This is a genomic window from Paenisporosarcina quisquiliarum (assembly GCF_043641925.1).
GTDB lineage: Bacteria > Bacillota > Bacilli > Bacillales_A > Planococcaceae > Paenisporosarcina > Paenisporosarcina quisquiliarum_A.
In genome coordinates, this window is sequence record NZ_JBHZRU010000006.1 from 109,546 (window position 1) to 133,017 (window position 23,472).

Below are 23,472 nucleotides of genomic sequence, written 5' to 3' on the forward strand. Positions count from 1 at the left end.
TTCAATAAATATATATGCACTGATGTCTCTTCGGGCAATTATTAGCAATGTAAAAATAATATAGGTAAGTGGTGATAGAAGAAATGGATATATGTTTTATTCCTATATGGTAAATCTACATAGTTAAATTTAGCAATTTTTTAAATATGCGTCGACTCCATACTATAACAGCTCGAGATAGATCACCTTAAGTTTTCTCTTGCAATAATTATTTATGTCTAAAATAAACCCTTTCTCGATTAAAAGAGTTGTTTAGTATGGGGCAACTAACTCCGAGGTGACAGCATGTAAATTCTCTGCTAGCTCTGTTTACTTTTATAACTCATATTCTCATGTATATCTATCATAGCATTAGTGTTCTCGGAAGAATGACGGATTTATATTTTCATAAAAACCAGTGGTCTCAACTTCTGCTGTTAGGTTTTAAGGTGGGAATATGTGTTCACCCTATCAATCTTAACTACTTATAGCTTGGAGAGAAGTAATATTCTTGTCAAAGTTTATAACATGGAAGCCAGTAGGACCTGATTCTATTTTTATAAGACAAACATTTTGAAATTATTCAGTTTTCCTAAATTCATAATGTTACAAAAATATTTTGACTTTCTGTTATGAAAGCCAAGTTTACTTAGTATCGAACTTGAGAGTATTTTTGCATGCACAGTATTGATTGATTCTACACTATGGGGCTTCGTCGGATTTTAATAGAGACTTCCATCATCAATCTACTTCTGTTTTACCTCACTAGAGTTACAATTTGGTTAGGGAGCTCTCTTTCCTAGGAATAACGAACAAAAAGGGAATCACATTATTATAGCTTAGCTCAACTTCAGCACCCTATTTTAGATTATTAATATGAATCTAAAAGATGATATATATAGATCATATGTTGTACATAATCATTCTGGAAGATTCATATAAAAACATATTTCCAACTTGTATAATGAGATAAATTACATTAAATGAGACTTAAAAATGTATTTTAACTTTATTCTTTAGATAGCCCGAAATATGTATTATGGAAATCTTCTCAAGATTTTAAACTATAAATGTTTTAATCTTTCTCATTTTGTGCTTAAGTCCTAATATTAAGATAATTAATTCAGGCGCTATTAAATAAATTTGAATTTTAATCTTATCTCTTGTATTGATATCGTTTTCAACTAGGATTTGTCTTAATTTATTTTTATCAAAATCAATCAAATATAAGTACTCTTTAAAATTAACGTTGTTTTCAGCCTTCATAGTTGAAAATAAGAATAAACCTACCTCGAAAACATTGAAGTAAACCCTATTTGAAAATGAAGGGTAGTTTACAGAATAATATCCATACATCCTTTTCTGAACTAAGTACTCATCAATTCTTTTGATTGTAAATTTACCTCTTAGAGTACTTACAGGATTGTATCTATAATAATACAAAGGTTCTATAATGTAATAAACTCTAGAGCATTTGTCTATCAACTGATATGATATATCTTTATCTTCTAAAATAATTTTTTCGTCAAATCTCAAATTTTCAAAAAGATGTTTTTTATACAACTTATTGCAAGGGCTAAAAGTCAAAATTTTATTTCTAAATATTTCACTCATAGCAGAAATCTTATCAAATTCTATATTTCTATCAGATTCAGTGTAATTTCTAAATTTACCTTTTTTAGTCATTAAAGAAAGATTGCAAGCAACAATCTCGGATTTTGTTTCCAAAGCAGTCTTTAAGAGTTTCTCGTACATATCAGTCTTAATCCAATCATCACTATCAACAAATCCAATATAACTACCGGTTGCTAGATCAATTCCCAAATTTCTAGCAGAGGATTGCCCTCCATTAGTTTTATGCCTAACCTTGATTCTGCAATCTTTTTTTGAATAATCATCACAGATTTTTCCACTTGAATCTGTTGAACCATCATTTATTAGGATCAACTCAATATTCTCGTATGATTGCTGTAAAATTGACTTAATACATTTTTCTAAATACTTTTCTGTATTGAAGATTGGTACAACTATACTAATCTTCTTCATAATCCAAAAAACCTCTCAATGAATCATCCCAATCTTCTAGTTTATAAGCAAACGCACTCCATGTTTTGTCTTTACACAATCTTGAGTTCTTTGGTCTTCTAGCTTTTGTTGGATATTCTCCACTCTTTATAGGCTTTACTTTAACATTAATCCCAGCCTGCTTGAATATCTCACATGCAAAATCATACCAGCTACAATAACCTTCATTAGCGGCATGGTAGGTTCCAAACTTATCTGATTGAATTATTTCAACTAAAAGCTGCGCTAGGTCGTAAGTATAAGTAGGAGACCCAATTTGATCTGCAACTACAGATAACTCATCTCGATCTTTACCTAATCTTAGCATAGTCTTCACAAAATTATTCCCGTGTCTACCAAAAACCCAGGATATTCTTACAATAAAATATTTAACCACGTTATTTCGGACTTCTAATTCACCTTCATATTTTGTTTGACCGTAGTAGTTGACTGGATTAGGTTTGTCTGTAACATCAAACGGTTGATCTCCTTCACCATTAAACACATAATCGGTACTTATATATACCAATTTTGCATTAATTTCTTTACATGCTTCAGCTACATACTTTGTTCCGAGTACATTCACTGAATAGCATAAATCTTTTTCATCTTCAGCTTTATCTACTGCGGTGTAAGCAGCACAATGAATGACAACTTCAGGGTAATAATCACTTATAAATCTTCTCACATGTTCTTTACTTGTAATGTCTAAGGATTTTCTGTCAGTACCTAAGTACTCAATACCTTCCGAATCTAGACGTTTTATCACATCATATCCTAATTGTCCATTAGCACCTGTTACCAAAACTTTCATTACTCTTCACCTTTTCTATCGCCGTACATATTAACATAGTAATCTTTATAATCACCAGAAGTAATGTTATTCCACCATGAACGATTGTCCAGATACCAATTAATTGTCATTTTTATACCTTCATCAAATAAGGTTGTAGGTTCCCATCCTAACTCACTTCTTGTCTTTGATGGGTCGATTGCATACCGCAAATCATGTCCAGATCTGTCTTTTACATAAGTGATTAGTGATTCTGGCTTCTCTAATTCTTTAAGAATTGCCTTTACTACTTCTAAATTAGTTTTTTCATTGTGACCGCCAATATTATATACTTCTCCCTCTCTCCCTTTATGGAGTATAAGGTCTATTGCAGTGCAGTGATCACCAACAAATAGCCAATCACGAACATTCTCGCCTGTACCATATATTGGCAATGGTTCATCATTTAGCGCTCTGATTATAATAAGGGGAATCAACTTTTCGGGGAAGTGATATGGTCCATAGTTATTAGAACACCTCGAAATTGTAATTGGCAAACCAAATGTCCTATGATAAGCCTGTACCAATAAATCTGCTGAGGCTTTAGATGCTGAATATGGTGAAGATGCATGGATCGGAGTTTCTTCAGTAAAGAACAAGTCAGGTCTATCTAAGGGTAAGTCGCCATATACTTCGTCTGTTGAAACTTGATGAAATCTCTTTACTCCATATTTTCTAGAAGCATCCATTAAAACTTGTGTACCTAAGATATTTGTTCTTAAAAATATTCCTGGATCTTCAATTGATCTGTCTACATGAGACTCTGCAGCAAAATTAACTACAAAATCAAGTTTTTCTTCTTCAAATAGCTTATTTACTAATTCTCGATCTGTAATATCACCTTTTACAAATTTAAAATTATCGTTCTCCATAACTGGTTTTAATGTAGATAAATTCCCTGCGTACGTTAATGCATCTAAACATACAACTCTATATGTTGGATGCTCTTTCAGTATTTGTAAGACAAAATTACTCCCTATAAATCCTGCTCCACCCGTCACTAATACATTCATTCCATTTCCCTCACTTCACTAATACTTGAAATTTATATCGCTATCTTTCAACAAAGGCGCATTTAGATCTTTGTCTGATAGAATTGGACTATCTACATCCCATACTACTCCAATTTCAGGATCATCAAATCGAATACTTCTGTCATTTTCAGGTGAATAGTATTCATCTACTTTATATTGCACTTCAACATCATCTGTAAGTGTTAGGAACCCATGAGCAAAACCTTTAGGGATTAATAGCTGCTTTTTATTATCTTCTGTTAATTCCACTGCAAACCATTTTTTATAGGTAGGAGATCCTTCTCTAATGTCTACGGCTACATCCAGTATTTTACCTTTCGTACATCTAACAAGTTTAGCCTGCGCCTTAGGATTTAGCTGAAAATGTAATCCCCTTAATGTTCCTTTCTGTGCAGAAAAAGAATGATTATCTTGAATGAAGTCAACATCTTTCCATAGCTCTCTAAACTTTTCTTTGGAATATGTTTCTGTAAACCATCCTCTATGATCTCCAAATATTTTTGGCTCAATTATTAAAACATCTTCAATGTCGGTTTTTATAATATTCATTAATCTACCTCTTTTCTAATAATGGATTTTACCTTCAGCAACCTTTTTTAAATGTTCACCGTAAGGTGACTTTCCGTATTTTACAGCAGATGCTAATAGAGTTTCTCTATCGATCCATTCATTATGGTATGCAATTTCTTCAAGTGCGGAAATTTTAATGCTCTGTCTTTTTTCAATCATCTGGACAAACTCAGCAGCTTCAACTAAACTATCCATTGTCCCAGTATCAAGCCAAGCAAAACCTCTACCTAAGAGCTTGACAGTAAGCGTTTCATCATCTAAGTACATTCTATTTAAATCAGTAATTTCGAGTTCTCCTCTATGAGAAGTCTTTACTTTTTTCGCAAAGTCTACAACTCTATTATCATAGAAATAAAGACCCGTAATACAATAATTTGATTTAGGATTTTTAGGTTTTTCCTCCAATGAGAGGACCCTACCATTTCTATCAAATTCGACAACTCCAAATCGTTCTGGATCATGAACATAATATCCAAAGATAGTAGCTTTGCCATCTTTAGCATTCTCAGCAGCTTCTTTTAAAATAGGTGTAAACCCGTTTCCATAGTAAATATTATCTCCTAAAATCATTGCTACATTGTCATCACCTATAAACTCTTCACCGATGATAAACGCTTGGGCCAACCCATCTGGAGACGGCTGTTCTGTATATTTAAGATTAATACCAAATTGGCTTCCATCACCTAAAAGTTTTTCAAAATTAGGTAAATCACGAGGTGTTGATATTATTAGAATATCTTTTATACCAGCTAACATAAGAATTGATAACGGATAATAAATCATCGGTTTGTCATATACTGGTAACAACTGTTTACTTGTAACCAAAGTTAATGGGTACAACCTTGTTCCTGAGCCTCCAGCTAAAATAATCCCTTTCATTTAACTTCCTCCTTGTAATTTTCTAATTCTTCGAAATAAATTAATGAAGAGATTCACTCTCCAGTATACAATTTTCTTAAATTTGCTCCTGTGATTATTTGTAGCAGTGTTCCCATGTCTTCTATATAAAATCAAAGGTTCTTCAATATATTTGATTTCGATCTCATTTAATTCAGCCAATAATCCTATCCAAACATCATGCATAGGAATATTTGAAGGAAACGGTAAAATTTTATCCAACAGGGTTCTATCAAACGCCATACAGCAACCAATGTAAGTGTTTTTAACAAAATTTCTTATTACCCCCTTTTGCCAACTTCTGTTGTATATTGAATCTATCTCAAACTCTTCAAGATCAGAATTCACACGTTTCGCAGAAGTTACTATCAATTTAGATTTATTATCATTAAACTCATTCTTTATATACTTGACCTTATTAGGTAACCATACATCATCTTGGTCTGATAAAATTATGATTTCATTTTGTGTTTTATTAATCGCATTTTCAAAATTTTTGATAACGCCTCTATCTGGGTTTTTATATAGTTTTACACGATCGTCTTTTAAATAGTGATTGATGATTTCAATTGTATTATCAGTTGATCCATCATCACTAATTACCAACTCATCTTGGGCACCTAACTGATTAATAATGCTATCAATTTGTTCTATTAAAAAGTCTTGCCCATTATATGTCGCCATGGCTACTGAAACGTTCATTCTTTTCTCCTTTCAAGAGCTATTTTAAAGAAATCAAGTTTCTTATGCATCATTGAAAGCTTTGACGCTCGAAATGAAAGTTTCATCAAACAATAAATTCTACCTTCTAAACTATCTTTACAAAACTCATAGAAATCATTTGAATATATTCGAAACCTATTTAAATCTCTTAAAAAGTTACTATGATCATCATCAGAAAAATCTTGATTAAGTATGCTATTAAATACTGCAATTTCTTTAAAATGCTTGCGATATTCTTTAATGAAGAAATGATCCAAATAGTCTAAGAAAATTTTTTCATTATAATTCCCTACTAAGTTGAATACTTCTTTTTTTATAGCCATCCCCGAATTTATTGCAGTAATGCCAGTGTAAATACCAGGGGTACTAAGTTCAATGCTCTTAACTCTATATTTTTTTAGTTGACTTGGTGATATCTGGCATCTTTTTGATTTCACAATTGGAACATGAATATTTACGTTAGGGTAACTATTTAATGATTTCCCTAATTCTACAAAATAATCTTGGGAAATATCAGTATCTTGATCAAAAATAACCATCCAACTATCGTTATCTAATTCCTTAATTGCTTCGTTATATGCTTTGCTAAGCCCCTTGTTTCCGTGCATATCAATATACTTAATATAGTTTTCTTCACAGAATTTATAATTAGCAATTTTTAACTCTTTTTTTTCACTATTATCGCAAATAATAATCTTTGCATTAATCTTGTTAGTGATTAATGGTCGAATATTATCTAGGTTATCTATTTCGTTGTTGTACGCAACTATAACACAATTAATTTTTAGCATGTGTCTATCTCCCACTTAATAATTTATATACAAACTAATATTAGATATAACGTTTGCTAATTCAAATTACGATGAAAACATTTATTCTTAAATTTGTCTATCAGAGGATACTAATTTGACTTTTCTTTTTGAGAAAACATAAATTATGGCTGCGACTATTACCTGAAGTGGAATATGAGTATACGAAAAATAATCGGTAAAAAATAAAAATACCAATTGATTTACCACAGTGAAATAAATTGTGAAGCTGATAATGCCGATTCTAGTTGTAGTAATTTTCAAGTAAATAAACTTCGAAAAAAATCCTAACAAAAATGGAAATATAATTATACCAATTACTCCAAAATCCAAATAATACCCCTCAAGGAATGTCCCTACCCCAGAAAAATATGGATTAACTGATTGTGAAAATAGAGCCTTAAGACCAGTAAAAGTCCAGAATGGGGTGAATGTTTGGAGTCCATATGTTAATGAAGGATGCAATTCAATCGCATTCTGTAAGTTTGTAAAACCAACTGTTAAGTAATGGTATGTCCACATAAATACTAAGTTATATTTTTCCTTATAACCAATGGCAGCCACTAAATAATCTGATGAAACATTTCTCAAACTTCCCAAAATGGTAAATGCTATCAAACTCAAAAATATTAGTAAAAGAATGTTTTTCAATTTAATCTTTTTTACAAAATAATTTCTAACCATGAGAATTCCAATTACACTGAAAATGATAACGTGTCTATTTAAAATAGATATTAACATCACAAATCCCATTACAAACATAATTTTCAAAAGTCCATCTTTCGAATAAACAACAAAATAAAGATACGTCAGTACTAAGATGGCTCCAATAGATATAACTAAATAGTGAACATATGATATTCCAAAATTAGCATAATCTCCAATATTATCACCAAACAAAGGAATAGTGCCTGCGTGAAGCACTTCAGTAAAATACGCACAAAAAGAAATTATATATGAAATTATCAAAACTACTTTCATCTTCTTATGCGATACGTTCTTTTTAATTGCTTGCATTCTGTCTGTGGGTGATATAATGACTAATTCAACGGTTTTACTAAACAAACCAATTATTTTACTTCCAAAGGCAAACGAAAATAAACTTGTTATCACAATTAACCACATTTCATAATTCCAAGTTGATTGTGTATATGTTAATTTCAATTGACCTAAACCTATTGTAAAAATCCATACTCCAAAAAATAAGCCATCAGAATTAAAGCAATCAAAGTCAGTTCTTATATACTCATAAAGATATGCGAAAGAACCAAAACTGCAAATAAAAAAAGCTATGTATTTGACATCATTAGTTATTGAATATAATACGGCCAATATAATCATTATTAAAAAGAACACAAGAAATAATAGTAAAAAACTAAGATTTTTGTTTATGATCGAGGTTTTCATTTATTCCTCCCACAGTTTATCTTGTAGTAATTCACAAAAGCTTCCATCCCCATTTATTAAAATAAATAATCATGGATTGCACTGTTATTTTAGCAAACTTAAAACTCTTATGACCACTTCTCTCCCACGCATGAATGACTCTTGCTTCAGGATAAAATATTGCTTTTGATATCTGATTTACTCTTCTTGTTATATCAGCATCTTCTAGGTACATAAAAAAAGTGTCATCAAAACCTTTTAGTTTTTTATAAACATCAGTTCTAAAAACCAAAAATGAACCAGTTGCGTAATCAAGTCTCATAATGTTGTTATAGCCAGTTTCTTTCATAACATATTTGTCCTGCCTTTTTTTAAAAAGGTTTGGCGATAATCTTCTAATCAACATATCAAAAACTGTTGGGTTAGTTTTACATAAGTATTGAATTGATTGATCTGGACTTAAAATTAGAGGTGTTAGCATCCCCACATCTTGATTATTATCAAGATAATCCACCATTTTTCTTATTTGATCTGAATTTTCTATTTCAATATCAGGGTTTACTACAAAGTGATATTTCGAATTTATGATATTCAGAATTGTATTATGTCCATAACCAAATCCTTTATTAACTCCAACTTCAACAATTTCAATATTTCCATTGATTCTTCTAACTAAATCAAGTGTATTATCTTTTGAATCATTATCGATAATATACAATTTATACAAATACTCACTAGGTATGTTTCTCACAACGCTTTTTACTGTATTTTCTATTATCTTTGAATTGTTATATGTAACAATTGCTAAACTTAAATCTACCTGACCCATAATTGATACCCCTATCTTCACTATTTTTCATAAATCAAATTACCAAAAACCTTATTGATAAGATTAACTCTTTTGCCAATTAGCTTTATGACTATACCTATAGTTTTTGATAAGTGTAATGTCTTTCCATTCGCCTCCGCCAGCTCTTTTACCCTTAAGCTCGTATTTACGTACTCATCGTCCTGTGGGAAATATAACCCTTCAGCATCTTCATCAATGTACTCCTTAACAAACTGACAAAGCTTGTCTATATGTAGCATGCTTCGCTTATTATCTATTAAAGGAAATACCGGTAAATTGATTGCCAGCTTTTCTAACCTAGCATAATTCCCGGGACAATTTGGACCGTATACCATTGGTGGTCTTAATACAACAACTCTAAAACTAGCATCATTTAACTTGTTAAGTTCTGCCTCAGCTTCTAACTTGCTGACACCATAAAAGGTTTTTGGATCAACTAGTGTATCACGATTAATAACCACTTCTTGTCCGAGTTTGCCTTCTTCTCCATAAACAGCCATCGTACTCATAAAGATGAATTGTGAGACGCCAGCTTCTTTTGCCTTGCTAGCTACTTCAACTGGCAAATCACTATTCACTTTAAAGTACAATTCTTTCATTACAGGCTTTTCTTTTTGGTGAACGACAGCAGACACATGAAACACAACATCATAAAAAGAAAAATCCTTTTCCTTCCATGAATTATCTCTTAAACTTATCAAAGCTATTGAATAGCTATCAGGATATCTGTCAAGCCACTTTGCTAGACTGTTCCCTACATAACTATTTTTTCCTGTTATCAATATTTTTTTCATTTAAAAATGCTCTCCTTGCTACTAGCAACTTCCTTCTTATGACGAGTGCAGCCTTCAACAACCCCATCACTCTTTATAACACTTACAATAGTCAAGAAAAAACATTTGATATCCATCCAAAGACTAATTCTCTCAACGTACTCTCCATCTAACTGAGCTTTTACCTTAATAGGAAGTTCATCCCTACCATTAATCTGGGCCCAACCAGTCAACCCTGGCAGAATATTATTAGCACCATACTTATCTCTTTCTTTAATCAAATTATACTGGTTCCACAATGCTGGTCTCGGACCAATAATACTCATCTCCCCAACAAAGATATTCCAAATCTGAGGTAGCTCATCAAGAGATGTTTTTCTTAAAAACTTCCCCATTTTAGTAATGTATTGTTCCGGTTTCTCTAATAAATGAGTTGGAGTATTCTTAGGCGTATCTATGCGCATTGTACGGAATTTCAATATGTTGAAATGTGTTTTGTTTATTCCAACACGTTTCTGCTTAAACAGAACAGGACCTCTTGAGTCAATCTTAATAGCAATAATTAGAATTAAATAAATGGGTGAAAATACGATAAGTCCTATTAAAGAAAAAATAATATCTATCAATCTTTTAATTTCCAAATACATGCCTATAACACTCCTTGAAAAGTTATTTAGTAAGTTAGGACTTAATTGAAAATCATTCACCTTTCCAACAAACTACTAAAATACTAAAACGTTTCTACTTCTGATAGCCACCTCGTAATATCTATTCATTCTACTTAACAAATACAAAATAGATATTTACTGTTTTAGCACTGCAAACCGAGATTCTTCCTACTATATATACAATTCAATCAATCTATAATTCTCACTAGAAACGCCGCAAACCTTTATCCCGCAAGGTTTCTATCGTTCAATCTAATTACGATACTCAGTTCTTCAAATGGTTTTAAACGTTTTTATGAATATTCCCCCTGAAAAGCCCGTCAAATCAAAGTTTCTAAATCTTTCCAAAAAGTACAGCATGTCCCAACCAAAGTGGTTATTTTTTACGTATAAAATGGATCTCAACCTTCGAGCTTTCTCTCACTTTTTCTAGCAAATCGAAGTTTTCTTTTGTAATCAAGTTTTCTTTCAAGTCAAATGCATGATCAAAATGATCTTAAATAGCAGGTTTCTCTTTACCTGTTACAATAATAATATATTCAATACCTGAAGCAATTGCTTCTAATTGTCTGTTTATCAACAATTGGCAATATTTCTTTCGGCATAGCTTTTGTAGCAGGCAAGAAACGTTTTTCCAAGACCTGAAGCAGGAATGATCGCTTTTCTAACTTTTTTCATTTTATTTCCTCCTCACAGAATCTGTTTATCTATTTTTTACCGATAATAATCAAATTAATAGGGCGTATTACACGCCCGTAAATACAAAGAATTTATCCCAATTGTCGGCCAGCAAGGGACGCCTTCGCCTAAAGATAATGAGCTCGCAATAGCTTAACTCACAAGCTGCCAGTCACCAATTCCATAACTCCTTCTCTCTTAACCTCTACATTCCTTTGATTAGCAACCCCAACTAAAGTCTCTTTTAACTCAATGCCGGAAAGGGACGGTATCTTCTCTAACAAATACGCAAGCTCAAGCTTCGTTATCGGCACAGCCTTCCCTATATAAATCTTTGGAAAAACTACCTCATTTTGTCTTTCGCTCTCATTCATCAACTCTTCAAACAACTTCTCACCAGGACGAATCCCTGACTCTTTAATCTCAATCTCACCATCTGCATACCCTGACAGCCTAATCAAATTCTTCGCCAAATCCACGATTTTAACCGGTTCACCCATATCCAGAACAAAAACTTCCCCACCATTAGCTAAAGTCCCAGCTTGTATCACAAGCCGCGAAGCTTCAGGAATCGTCATAAAATATCTTGTCATGCGCATATCAGTAATTGTTACAGGTCCACCATAAGCAATCTGGTTCTTAAACAATGGAACAACACTTCCACGAGATCCTAGTACATTCCCAAATCGTACTGCCGCAAATTTAGTTTTACTAGTCATAGCTAAGTTTTGCACAACCATCTCCGCAAAACGTTTCGTAGCTCCCATTACGTTCGGAGGGTTAACAGCCTTATCCGTCGATACAAGCACAAAATTCCCAACACTAAAAGTATCCGCAGCTTCAGCCACATTCTTTGTTCCAAAAATGTTATTCTTAACTGCTTCCATCGGATTGCCTTCCATTAAGGGAACATGCTTATGAGCAGCCGCATGATAAATCACATCTGGTCTATACTCCTCCACAATGTCAAAAATCCTTGCACGATCCTGCACATCAGCTATTTTAGGAATAATTTCTACTTCATTTACATAATTAGCATGTAACTCCATATCAATTAAATAAATGGAATTTTCTCCATGTCCAAGCAAAATTAATTGCTTAGGCGAGAATCTCATTACCTGTCGGCAAATTTCGGAACCTATTGAACCACCCGCTCCGGTAACCATAATTGTTTTACCTGAAATGTTCTCCGATATTACTTTCATATCTAATTTGACTTCTTCTCGACCAAGCAAATCTTCTATTTTCACATCACGTATTTCATTAACCGAAACTTTACCAGTAATTAAATCTTCAATGAGAGGGATGATTTGAGTTTTCATTCCTGTATCAACACAAAGTTTTGTTACCTCTGCCATTTCTTTTTTCGACATTGACGGTATGGCTATGACAATTACTTCAATATTATCCGACTTTACTATTTTGGGTATTTCTTTTAACTTTCCTACCACTTTAACGCCATACACTTCAAGGTGGTATTTGGAATTATCATCATCAACAAAAGCTACTGGCTTTAACTCCGCACTTTGATTGTTTAATAATTGCCTAGCAACCATCGTTCCTGCAGCTCCAGCTCCCACAATAAGGGTACGTTTATACTCATACTGATCTTTCTTTTGATTATGCGAGTGGTAAATCCTTAACAAAAAACGTGATCCCCCAATCGCTATAATATGAAACATCCATGTTACTATTAGCACCCGAAAGTAAATATCTTTTTGAATAACGTATTGAACAGCACTTGCAGAAGCTACTGATATCGTAACAGCATTTACGATAGATAATAACTCTTGGACAGAAGCCGCTCTCCACAACTTTTGATATAGCTTAAAATAAGATGCAGCAATATGGTGAGAGAAAAGTAATGTTATAGAACTAATAAACAATGTTGGCACAGTAAAAACATTTAAATTCGGATTGAGTAAATAATAACTCATATAAATTCCTGTTAAGACAATTATAGAATCCATAAGAGTGAAAAATATATAACGCTTACCTATTGTCATAATCTTCCACCTCACTTAACTTGCTTTGGATGATGATTCAATCCAATAATTTCTAAAGAATACAATACCAACTCCAAGTAATAACCCAATTATCATTGCAATAACAACATTTAATAGTTTATTTGGTGCAGCAGGTTTCTCTGAAAGGGTTGGTTCAACAATTAATCGAATAAAAGGATCTGGTCTGAAACTATCAAGTCCAGTTTTAACAGACTGATACTTGTTAAGAACATTTCCATATTCTGTGGATTTCGATTCAATTCGCGCTTGCATTTGCATTAATTCGTTATGAATTGCTCCGTCAATATTACTAAGGGCTTGAGTTTGTTCATCAGTAATTGACATAATAATTTGTGAATTGACTAACGTTTGCATTGTTAGTATTTCAGGTAAATTATTCGAAACAATTAATTGATTATATTGCTCTATTAGTACTTCTATTTCAGTTGATAAATGTTTTGCTTCAGTAGTATATGTCTTCTCAAGTTCTGTTAACGTCTTTTTAACAGATGTATTCATACGATCTTTCGTTTTGTTGATAAAGAGTTCCAGATGATCGTGTGCTGTTTCAGCACTATTACTCTTATACGTTAAATCAATTAGATTTGTATTTTCCTGAACAATAACGGTCAAATCTTCTATGAACATTTCACTTTCTACACCAGATGCAGATAATGCCTCGTTCAAGAGATTGCTATTTTTTATTCGTTGCGAAAAAATTTCTGGTGTGAATTCCACAGCTACAAAGCTTGTTAAAATCCCAGTATCTTGAACCCCACTATTAACTTGGACAGTCGCTTTAGATTCAAATTTTTCAGGAATGACAAACCAACTGAAAATGGCAGCAGCAAACATAAATAATGCTGTTAGTCCTGCAATTATCCATTTACCTTTCCATACTATTTCAATTAGTTCTCTTAATTCAATCGTTTCTTCCATCGGTATTCTCCTCGACATCTTTATTTGTTAATAATATCGCCATCATCATACCCGCAATTGTCCACATTGGACCTGATGTTGCAGGTAGAGAATCGTTGACAAGTGCTTGGGTAAGGAATGCTAGCCATGCTAAACCAAATATTGCTGCTATCCTATATTCCCTGACAATGATAGCTTTTAGTGCAGAAATTATAGTTATTATGGCTAGTCCTGCGAAGCCAATAAACCCTACTATACCTGTTCCATATAGAACTCCGATATACATATTATGTGGTTTGTCTACTATAAAATCTTCAGACAATATCCCTTTACGTGCATCGATATTATAATGGGGAAATTGGTACATTAGCGTATCCAGTCCGAACCCGAACAACGGTCTTTCTAATGTTAAATTAATAGTTTTGTTCCATATATATTCTCTGTTTGATAATGCAGAATATCCTCTTTCAGGTAAAACAGGAAGTTCAAAAGTATTTTCAGCAGCATATACATGACGTCCAAATGTAAAATCTAAATCACCGGAATCAATAGTTGGTGTCTGTACTACGGTATCGGTATATGGATTTTTTTTAATAACAAATCCGAATGATTCATCCCATACACGTGGATTCTTCTCTGCAAGTACATGAAAAGCCGATACACCAAGAATTAAGAAAATTGCGAGTCCTATTAACGCTTTTTTCAAACTTAGTGATTTAATTGCAAGGACTATTAATAACGGTGTAATAATCACAAGTGTCAAAAAACCACTTGTCGATAGTGCCATTAGCATAACCGAAAGTGAAATAACAGACATGACTACATTTATACTACTTCTAATTTTATTCGAATCAACAATTGCCCAAGCTAAATACATGACTGTCATGATGGCGAACATACCGCTCATGTAATTCCACTGGTTTAGTGTGCCCAACATGATAGATCCTTCATTTAATGATGCTCCTTTAGGAAGGAAGATACTTATCATCTTTTGAAAAAATGGATATGTCATAGCATCGTGTCCAGTAAAATTCATCGTAATTAATATAAAGTTAATAAAAACAAAAGGATATAATCCGTATTTAACATAATGAAACCTTCTAGTTGAGTATTCAATATTCATGGCAACAAAAAAAAGTATCATGTAGCATATGTACGATATTGCTCCATCAGAGCGATTGTACTGACCCCAAAGAGCAATTGAGATGGATGGAGAAAGTAATGTTGAAATTATTACTGCAACAATAAAAACCCCTAGGAATATATTTAATTTAGTCTTCCGAATCTCTCCACTCATGAAAAATATTTTTGCAAACAAAAGGATTACTGCACCGATTGTTATTACAATAAGTGCTATTGATTTATAGTGAGTGAAAATATCACCCTTTTCACCTGATGAAATTTGTTCGATTGTTGTAATATGTGGACTCATAACGTCTCTTACACTACCTACAATAAGAATCGGTACAAAAGATATTACAAGCATTAGAAGTACAAAAATCCATCGGTCCACTTGCTTACGGGATAGACGATCTTCCTCTTCATCTTTATAAAATTCAGTATTTCTAGTATAATATGAAGCCATTAATTCTAATCCTCCTATTTATGACTGAGTAGCAAGTTGCTCTTGTAATTGAATAATTTTTTCTTCGTACTGTGGATAATTTGTCGGTTTAGGTAATTCCAAGCATTTATTCAAAACCTTTTCAGCAGCAACCTGATTACCTAAAGTTAAGAGTATTTCTGCATATTGAATCATAAATATTGGATCTTCCACTCTATGGGGATTAATTTCTAGTAAACGTTGCATATGTAGTAGAGCTGTATTATATTGTCCAGAATTTGCTGCAGAAAGCCCAATAATGTAGTTCACTGCTTCTGAAGAAGATTGACTAACCTCTAAAACTTTAGTTGTTTTTAGTGCTTCTTCAAATTCTCCTTCTTCCAATTTTTGAACTGCTTGATTGTAAGTATGGTGATCATTAATAAAAGCTTCGTCCTGTCTCTTCCCCATAATATTTGCAGTGAATAGACCAATTAAAATAAATAAACCAATTCCAAATGTGATTTTGCGCCTAGTAGAATCTTTTAAAATCATAACTTCTATAACCTCTCAATTTCCAATTAATAATTTTCCATATCTTGTTATTGTACAGCAATTTCTATCAAAAGTCTTTGTGATAATGGATTTATATAATACTCACCTTTACTACGTATTCTATTTTTATTCTAAATACTTACTTTTATACTATTGATTTATTTTTATAACATTGAATTATATTAAGCATTTTGAATACTGGGTCATACTTTCCCTCTTTTTTTATTGTTACAAAACAACAGAGAGAGCAAACCCAAAATCAGTCTTTTCCATTTTAGTTATTTGAACTTCTTCAAGATCTGGCAAAAACATGAAAAATTCATTTGCATGCATCTCCATTCTCTATTTGTTTCTCTTCATTTCGAGCGCAAAAAAAATGGATGAAGTCGTGCATTTTTTTATGCATTAATTTGATTCCAATATTTATTATTGAACCTAAAAATTTAGCTAGATATTAAAAAAACTCTGGTTCTTGAGTCTTTTTTCAAAGATATCAAGAACCAGAGTATACTTATCCAGTAAATGGATATATATTGAATTTTACTGAATTAATTAATCGTTAATGATAACTTTGATTGTTTTTGTAATTCCAGTGCTAGTAGTAGCTGTAATTACAAATGAATCTCCTGCAGTACCACCTTGAGAATCGGCGATTGTAACAGCACCAGTTGTATTGTTAATTCCAACTGATAAAGTTCCTAGGTCGTCTGCATCTACAATATTAGTAACTGTGAAATGCACATCCTCAGATGTAACAGCATATTGATCTTTTAAGTCATAATAGAATGTACCTTTACCTGTTGTTAAGATATCTGTAATATCCGCTTTATTTAGCGCAACTACCGGCGTAGTAATCTTAGTAGTTCCTTTTTTGATATCAACAGATGCGGCAACTGGTGCAGCACTGCTATAAACTACTTCTTTAGTAACTGCTACTGGAGCGTTAGCACCCTCAATTAATACTGTCAAAGTTGCAGTTTTATCTGCTCCGTCAGTATTTTTAGTTACAGATTCCAATGTTACAGTATCTCCAGAAGTTGTAACTGTTAAGCCATTTGTAATAGATACATTAGCAATCAATGACTGGTTTACTTTAACTTCTTGCTCACCTTTCAAACCGAAAATTGCAATAGTTTGATCATGTGAAGCGCCTGCATTATCACCAGTATAATGTTTCTCTAAGTCCTCAACACCAAATCCTGTTAAGTCACTAAGTGCCAAAGATTCCATTGTGAAGTTATATTCATCAAGAACTTTATTAGAAGCATCTGTTAAAGTAACTTTGAATTCTTCTGTACCTTTAGAAGCTGCAGTGAATACTCCATTAGAATAAGTTACTGTATCAGCAACGCCATCAACAGGTGTAATTGTATAGTTGTAACCAGCAGTTTTGCTAACTGCTTCTCCATACTGATCCACAAAATCAACAAGTCCAGTAACATCAGATGATTGTCCTACTTGTAAAGCCGTGTAGAATGTAGAATCAAGACCAGATATACCAACTGAAACTGGTGCTTTTGATACTGACCAAGTTAAATTTTGAACTTTCCCTGTTGCTGTAACAGTTGTTAATATAACTGTTTCTGCATTACCAGCAGGTGTCAATTCTACTACAAGTTTATTGTCATTTACATAGTCAACTTTTGTAGATAAAGTACCATTTGTTGCAGAGATTGAACTTCCATCAACGAAAGTGATTTTGTTTGCTGCAACTGATGCGATAGGCAGATCAGAACTTGAAGCTAATACATTTCCATACTGGTCAGCAGCAGTGAAAGGTACAGCAACTTTAACGCCTTGTTTTAATTCTTTTGAAGGTTGTTCTAATGTCAGAACATCAATTTTACCATTTTCTTTTACTTCTACTTGAAGACTAGTAGAAACTCCAGAAGGTGAAACCAATGTAATTACAGCTGTACCATAAGTAGCTGTAGCATCAGGTGTAACAAGAGCAAGAGCTGGTTTGTTGTTTTTAGTAACAAAAGCACCTGTTTTTACAATTTTTGTATTCGAACTAATTACTGTAATTCCTGCTAAGTCTGATGCTGAAAGATCATTACCATACTGATCTTTCACAGTTAGTGGAATATAGTATTTCGAAGCATTGTTAGACATTGTTGAAACGTAAATTGTTTTATCTTTTAATTTAGCATCATCAGTAGTAATTGTTCCTGCAGCAATGCTAGCAATATTTGCAGATTGGACAACAGTCAATGTCGCTGTTGATACCGTAGCTGTTGAATTATGAACAACTGTAACTACAACTTTTTCCCCTACAGTATAGTCAGAAGAGTTTTTCAAAGATAATGAACCTTTGTTTAAACTAGCAACTGTTCCTTTAGATGCGCTAATAGTTACATCAGATCCAGTGATAGAATCAGTAACATTTTCTCCATATTGGTTTTCAAATTTCAATGAAGCTTTTAATCCATCTTTTTCTGGAGAAACACCAGCAACATCACCTGAAGCTACATGATTTTCAATAACTGCATAATCAGATGGGAATAAAATTTTAGTGATTTTCTCATCTTCTACAGCAACTGTCTTAGAAAGAACTGCATCAGTTAGTCCAGTAACGTTTACAGTATAGTCACCTTTTGTCATTTTAGAAGTTAATGCAATAGTAGCAACTGTTTTAGCTTCATTGAAAGTTATTCCAGTAACATTTTGTTTAACCGAACCTTTTTTCACTTCTAATACTGCTTTAGTAGAATCAACTGGTTTGTTAAAAGTAACTTGTAAGGTTTTAACTCCTGTTGGGTTAACAGTTGATAATTCTACAACAGCATCAACTGGAGCTTCTACTTTAGAAGTCTTGAACAAGAACGTTGCGAATTGTCCACGAGTTGTTGTTGATTTTGGATCGAAATTAGCTACAGAAGTGATGTCATAGAAATCTAAAACATCGATAAACGGACGAGCTTCAGCTTTAGCTGAATTTAAGTCAGTTACTTCTTTATCGAATTCTTGACCTTCAACGTGTGCAACAAGATCAGTACCATTGATTGCGTCATAAGCACGAACCAATACTAATGCCATGTTTTCACGTGTGATAGCTCCTGTTGGATCTAATTTACCACCGCTACCATTAAATACGCCTTGATCTTTTACAAGTGCAGCATATTTAAGTAACTCTTGGTTACCAGTTAATGAAACATCATCAAAACGTTGAACTGATGCATAATCAGCTGGAACTTCATATCCTAAAGATACAAGCCATTTACCCATCATTTTAACTACGTCAGAACGTGATAACGTTTTGTTCGGTTGGAAAGTTCCATCCTCATAACCTTGAATTACGCCTAAGTCTACTAATGCATTAATTGCATCTTCATGTGTATTACCAGCAGTGTCTGAAAACTCCGCTGCACTTGCTGTTGGTACGATTGCTGTAGCTACTAAAGCAGCTGTTACTGTTCCCGCTAAAAACTTGCGAGATTTCGTTGGTTGGTGAGCCATCGAATAAATTCCTCCTCTAATTTGAATAAATTTAGTAATACTACAAACATATTTCTAAATACGTATGTAGATAAAACAATTACACTGAATAGTATAAATTGTTTGTGAAAATATGTCAAACGGGAAATGGAAGGGATTAGTGAATAGATCCTAATTCCACCTAGTTCTCCATATTATTATTCTATTGTAACTCTAATTGTAATAATTTCAACATTTTTTAGTCAATTACATAATAAATATGTCATTTGCTTTACGTTTTGAAGTTTCCACTGATATAAAACAGGTTAATATTACCTCTTTTATATATATGGTATAATGTTAAGTTGTATAAGTAATTACTAAGGAGCTAAAAATCGATGTCTATTCCTATAAAAAAAATATTTTCTGCTGACTCTCGTAAATTACGAAACTTCTATAAAGAAGTTTCGGCTATAAACAAATTAGAATCCTCATATGAATCTCTTTCAAATGAAGAACTTAAAAACCAAACGACAATATTTAAAGAACGTTTATTACTAGGCGAAGACTTAATGAATATTCGTACTGAAGCATTCGCTCTCGTACGAGAGGCTTCTAAAAGAATTCTAGGTATGCGTCACTTTGATGTTCAACTAATCGGAGGTCTTGTTCTCTCTGAAGGAAATATTTCCGAGATGCCTACTGGTGAAGGTAAAACATTAGTAGCGTCCCTTCCTTCTTATTTACATGGCTTAACCGGAAAAGGCGTTCATGTTATTACGGTTAATGAGTACTTAGCAAAGCGAGATAAAGAACAAATCGGTCAAATTCATGAATTTCTTGGTTTGTCTGTAGGTTTGAATTTACCTATGATGGATCCTAATGATAAAAAAGCTGCTTATGCTGCTGATATAACGTATGGATTAGGTGCTGAATTCGGATTTGATTATTTACGAGATAACATGGCATTTGAAGCTTCGATGCGTGTTCAACGACCATTTTATTTTGCTTTAGTTGATGAAGTGGACAGTGTATTGATCGATGAAGCAAAAACCCCTTTAATCATTGCTGGTAAAACGGATGTTCACCCGAACTTAAGTCATTTGTGTGCAAAACTTTCTAAATCATTTAAAGGCAATCATGATTATACGTTTGACTTGCATACGAAATCCGTTAGTTATACAGAAGAAGGAATCGAAAAAATTGAGCGTTACTTCTCTGTGGACAACCTGTACGACCTGGAACATCAAACACTTTATCATTATATGATTCAATCCTTACGTGCAAGAGTCATGTTCATAAAAGATGTCGATTACATCGTCAAAGAAGGTAAAGTGATGTTGATTGACATGTTTACTGGTCGACCGATGGAAGGAAGAACGTTAAGTAACGGATTACATCAAGCAATCGAAGCGAAAGAAGGCTTAGTCGTTACAGAAGAAAACAAAACACAAGCATCAATTACGATTCAAAATTATTTCCGCATGTATCCGAAAATTGGCGGGATGACAGGAACTGCTAAAAACGAAGAAAAAGAATTTAATGAATTGTACTCTATGGAAGTAACACAGATCCCAACCAATAAACCTGTTATACGGAAAGACTTAGATGATGTCATATTTGATACGGTAGACGCTAAATATTTTGCTGTGGCCGAAAAAGTAAAAGAGATTCATGCAACAGGACAACCTGTATTGATTGGAACTACGTCTATATTGCAATCTGAAAAAGTAGCGGACTTCCTTTCAAAAGAAAAATTGCAATTCGAATTATTGAACGCGAAAACAATTCAACAAGAAATTTCTCTCATCTCATTAGCCGGCCAAAAGAACGCGATTACGGTTGCTACGAATATGGCTGGTCGTGGAACGGATATCTTACTAGGTGAGGGTGTTGCTGAATTAGGCGGACTATTTGTATTAGGAACGGAACGTCATGAATCTAGACGAATTGATAACCAATTAAAAGGTCGTTCTGGGCGTCAAGGTGATCCTGGTATCACCCAGTTTTACATTTCCATCGAAGATGATATGTTACAACGTTTTGCCGAAGAAGAATTAGACAAGTTGAAGAAAAAAATTAAAGCTGATAAAAAGGGAATTATTACTCAAAAATCTGCGTCTGAATTTGTCTCTCGAACACAACGAATTTGTGAAGGGTCTATGTATGGAATGCGTGAATATAATTTAAAACTTGATAATATTCTCAATGAACAAAGACAAACGATTTATGGGATCCGTGATCAACTATTGTTCGGAGAACAGATAGAAGAGACATTTATTCGATTCTTACGAGATTTACCTTATCATGAAATTGAAAGATTGTTTGACCAAGACGCTGAAGTTCAACTAACTGATTTAGCTTTATTATCTATTAATTTACAAAAATATATGCCTACTGAGACGATTCCAACATGGGAATTCGTAACTGAAGAAGCTCAAATCATTGAAGAAATTCAACCGATATTTAATGAATACCTCCCTAAAGTGAATGAATTACTTGCAAAAGCCGTGGAAAAAGATCAATTACGGTTGTATTTAATTCAAGTTGTCGATACTCATTGGTTACGTCACATGGAATCGATGGAACGATTAAAAGAAGGTATTGGCATGCGTAGCTATGCTCAAGAAGATCCAATGCGTCAATATGAAAGAGAAGCTCTTATTCTCTTTCAACAAATGAGTTATTTAATAGAACGAGATATTGCAATTGAAATTGGAAAACTCGTTTCACATTACAATCATCAAACGAAAGGTGAGGACTTATAATGAAGATTCCTTTTTTCAAAAAGAAAGATTCAATCCAAAATTCTACTGCTAAGGAATCGAATGCTTCGGTCGAACAGTTCGATTTAGAATCAGAAATGGTGGAAGATGTTCTTATTAGTACATCTCTTTCCTTTCACCCTGAAGCAACCATTCAACCAGAAGATCGTTACTATTTTCAGTTTCTATTAAATGAATTGTCGCCATTAAAGAGAAACCAAATATCCATCTCACCAATTGAATTGAAAATTGAAGAAAGTGAAGTTCATGCTCAGGTTTTCTTTAGACAGTCCCTTAAAAAAGAAGTACAACTCGGTTCGGCTGAGCTATTGCTTATGAATGGCGCAGGACAAGTACAAGCTTCTCAAACTTTTGATTTAGCTGAAGTTGGTCAATTACCAGCGGAAAGTGCACGACCATGGATCGTGACATTTAATCAACAATCCTTTAAAGTCCCTATTGAACAAATTAAAACAACGGATTGGACGGTTGCCTTTAAATTAGCATCACCTCACCGATTAGAACTCTCTGAGGAATGGGAAACTTCATTAGCAGAGGATCAAAAAGAACGACTTCATCAATTGGTTGCTGGATTAACGCCACCAAAAGTAAATGAAATTAACTTAATGGGTCTAGAAGCAAAACAAGACGAAGAAGGGAAACTGATTATTTCAATTTTGATACGTAACGGACAAGAGAAAAATATTGAAATATCACAACTTCCGTTGGTTGTGACTGATGCAAGTAAAGTAGAGGTTGCGCGAGGAGGATTCACATTACCCCCATTAACAGTAAAAGCGAACACGAGTAAACCTTGGACTTTCATCTTCCCTAGAGAAATGGTCGTATCAGAAAATATCGATTTAAGTAAGTGGAAAGTACAAATTCAACAATAAATTGAGTAGGCGGATAACTTCCGACCAACGGAAAAAGTCCGAAGCGTATGCTTCGGACTTTTTTGGCTACCAACCGGTTTCTTCTATAGAAATTAGAGAAATTCATGTA

18 protein-coding genes and 1 pseudogene are annotated in these 23,472 nt (G+C 33.3%); 2 read left to right on the top strand and 17 right to left on the bottom strand.

Going from position 1 to position 23,472, the window contains the following annotated elements; translation table 11 throughout:
- Positions 1-1,038: 1,038 nt before the first annotated feature.
- From ACHUE4_RS06450 to ACHUE4_RS06530, 17 genes and pseudogenes are all read right to left on the bottom strand, one after another.
- Positions 1,039-2,025, bottom strand: coding sequence for a glycosyltransferase family 2 protein (locus ACHUE4_RS06450; protein WP_394188554.1), 987 nt, complete (start codon positions 2,023-2,025; stop codon positions 1,039-1,041).
- A complete protein-coding gene (rfbD, locus tag ACHUE4_RS06455) occupies positions 2,012-2,857 on the bottom strand; it encodes a dTDP-4-dehydrorhamnose reductase (protein ID WP_394188555.1) in 846 nt (281 codons plus the stop codon). Before rfbD ends, ACHUE4_RS06450 begins: the two co-directional genes overlap by 14 nt.
- The gene (rfbB, locus tag ACHUE4_RS06460) at positions 2,857-3,888 is read right to left on the bottom strand and encodes a dTDP-glucose 4,6-dehydratase (RefSeq protein WP_394188556.1); all 1,032 of its coding nucleotides are present in this window, start codon (positions 3,886-3,888) and stop codon (positions 2,857-2,859) included. The genes rfbD and rfbB overlap by 1 nt, the downstream gene beginning before the upstream one ends.
- Positions 3,889-3,906: 18 nt before the next feature.
- On the bottom strand, positions 3,907-4,458 hold the full coding sequence (rfbC, locus tag ACHUE4_RS06465; protein WP_394188557.1) for a dTDP-4-dehydrorhamnose 3,5-epimerase: 552 nt from the start codon (positions 4,456-4,458) through the stop codon (positions 3,907-3,909).
- Between the two features lie 15 nt (positions 4,459-4,473).
- Positions 4,474-5,358 (bottom strand): glucose-1-phosphate thymidylyltransferase RfbA, encoded by an 885-nt coding sequence (rfbA, locus tag ACHUE4_RS06470; RefSeq protein ID WP_394188558.1) that lies wholly within the window; start codon positions 5,356-5,358, stop codon positions 4,474-4,476.
- On the bottom strand, positions 5,359-6,078 hold the full coding sequence (locus tag ACHUE4_RS06475; RefSeq protein WP_394188559.1) for a glycosyltransferase: 720 nt from the start codon (positions 6,076-6,078) through the stop codon (positions 5,359-5,361).
- Entirely contained in the window at positions 6,075-6,890 is an 816-nt protein-coding gene (locus tag ACHUE4_RS06480; RefSeq protein ID WP_394188560.1) for a glycosyltransferase, read from the bottom strand. The genes ACHUE4_RS06475 and ACHUE4_RS06480 overlap by 4 nt, the downstream gene beginning before the upstream one ends.
- Before the next feature lie 87 nt (positions 6,891-6,977).
- On the bottom strand, positions 6,978-8,315 hold the full coding sequence (locus ACHUE4_RS06485; RefSeq protein ID WP_394188561.1) for an O-antigen polymerase: 1,338 nt from the start codon (positions 8,313-8,315) through the stop codon (positions 6,978-6,980).
- A gap of 31 nt (positions 8,316-8,346) precedes the next feature.
- On the bottom strand, positions 8,347-9,123 hold the full coding sequence (locus ACHUE4_RS06490; protein ID WP_394188562.1) for a glycosyltransferase: 777 nt from the start codon (positions 9,121-9,123) through the stop codon (positions 8,347-8,349).
- A gap of 20 nt (positions 9,124-9,143) precedes the next feature.
- Entirely contained in the window at positions 9,144-9,938 is a 795-nt protein-coding gene (locus tag ACHUE4_RS06495; RefSeq protein ID WP_394188563.1) for an NAD-dependent epimerase/dehydratase family protein, read from the bottom strand.
- Positions 9,935-10,564: a sugar transferase gene (locus ACHUE4_RS06500; RefSeq protein WP_394188564.1), complete on the bottom strand. Its 630-nt coding sequence runs from the start codon at positions 10,562-10,564 to the stop codon at positions 9,935-9,937. The genes ACHUE4_RS06495 and ACHUE4_RS06500 overlap by 4 nt, the downstream gene beginning before the upstream one ends.
- Before the next feature lie 400 nt (positions 10,565-10,964).
- Positions 10,965-11,263 (bottom strand): annotated as a pseudogene (locus ACHUE4_RS06505) (sugar phosphate nucleotidyltransferase); the annotation flags it as partial.
- Positions 11,264-11,421: 158 nt separating this feature from the next.
- A complete protein-coding gene (locus tag ACHUE4_RS06510) occupies positions 11,422-13,269 on the bottom strand; it encodes a polysaccharide biosynthesis protein (RefSeq protein ID WP_394188565.1) in 1,848 nt (615 codons plus the stop codon).
- 15 nt (positions 13,270-13,284) lie between these two features.
- Positions 13,285-14,208 (bottom strand): Wzz/FepE/Etk N-terminal domain-containing protein, encoded by a 924-nt coding sequence (locus ACHUE4_RS06515; protein ID WP_394188566.1) that lies wholly within the window; start codon positions 14,206-14,208, stop codon positions 13,285-13,287.
- Complete coding sequence (locus ACHUE4_RS06520) at positions 14,192-15,772, bottom strand: O-antigen ligase family protein (protein ID WP_394188567.1); 1,581 nt, start codon at positions 15,770-15,772, stop codon at positions 14,192-14,194. The genes ACHUE4_RS06515 and ACHUE4_RS06520 overlap by 17 nt, the downstream gene beginning before the upstream one ends.
- Positions 15,773-15,790: 18 nt before the next feature.
- Positions 15,791-16,285, bottom strand: coding sequence for a tetratricopeptide repeat protein (locus ACHUE4_RS06525; RefSeq protein WP_394188568.1), 495 nt, complete (start codon positions 16,283-16,285; stop codon positions 15,791-15,793).
- A 552-nt stretch (positions 16,286-16,837) separates the two neighbouring features.
- Positions 16,838-19,744 carry an S-layer homology domain-containing protein gene (locus ACHUE4_RS06530; RefSeq protein ID WP_394188569.1) on the bottom strand — a complete coding sequence of 969 codons (2,907 nt, stop codon included), beginning with the start codon at positions 19,742-19,744 and terminating at the stop codon, positions 16,838-16,840.
- A gap of 356 nt (positions 19,745-20,100) precedes the next feature.
- On the opposite strand from ACHUE4_RS06530, the gene secA2 reads away from it, so the two are divergent.
- Both secA2 and ACHUE4_RS06540 read left to right on the top strand, forming a co-directional pair.
- Positions 20,101-22,470: an accessory Sec system translocase SecA2 gene (secA2, locus tag ACHUE4_RS06535; protein WP_394188570.1), complete on the top strand. Its 2,370-nt coding sequence runs from the start codon at positions 20,101-20,103 to the stop codon at positions 22,468-22,470.
- Positions 22,470-23,363: an accessory Sec system S-layer assembly protein gene (locus ACHUE4_RS06540; protein WP_394188571.1), complete on the top strand. Its 894-nt coding sequence runs from the start codon at positions 22,470-22,472 to the stop codon at positions 23,361-23,363. Before secA2 ends, ACHUE4_RS06540 begins: the two co-directional genes overlap by 1 nt.
- Positions 23,364-23,472: the final 109 nt, after the last annotated feature.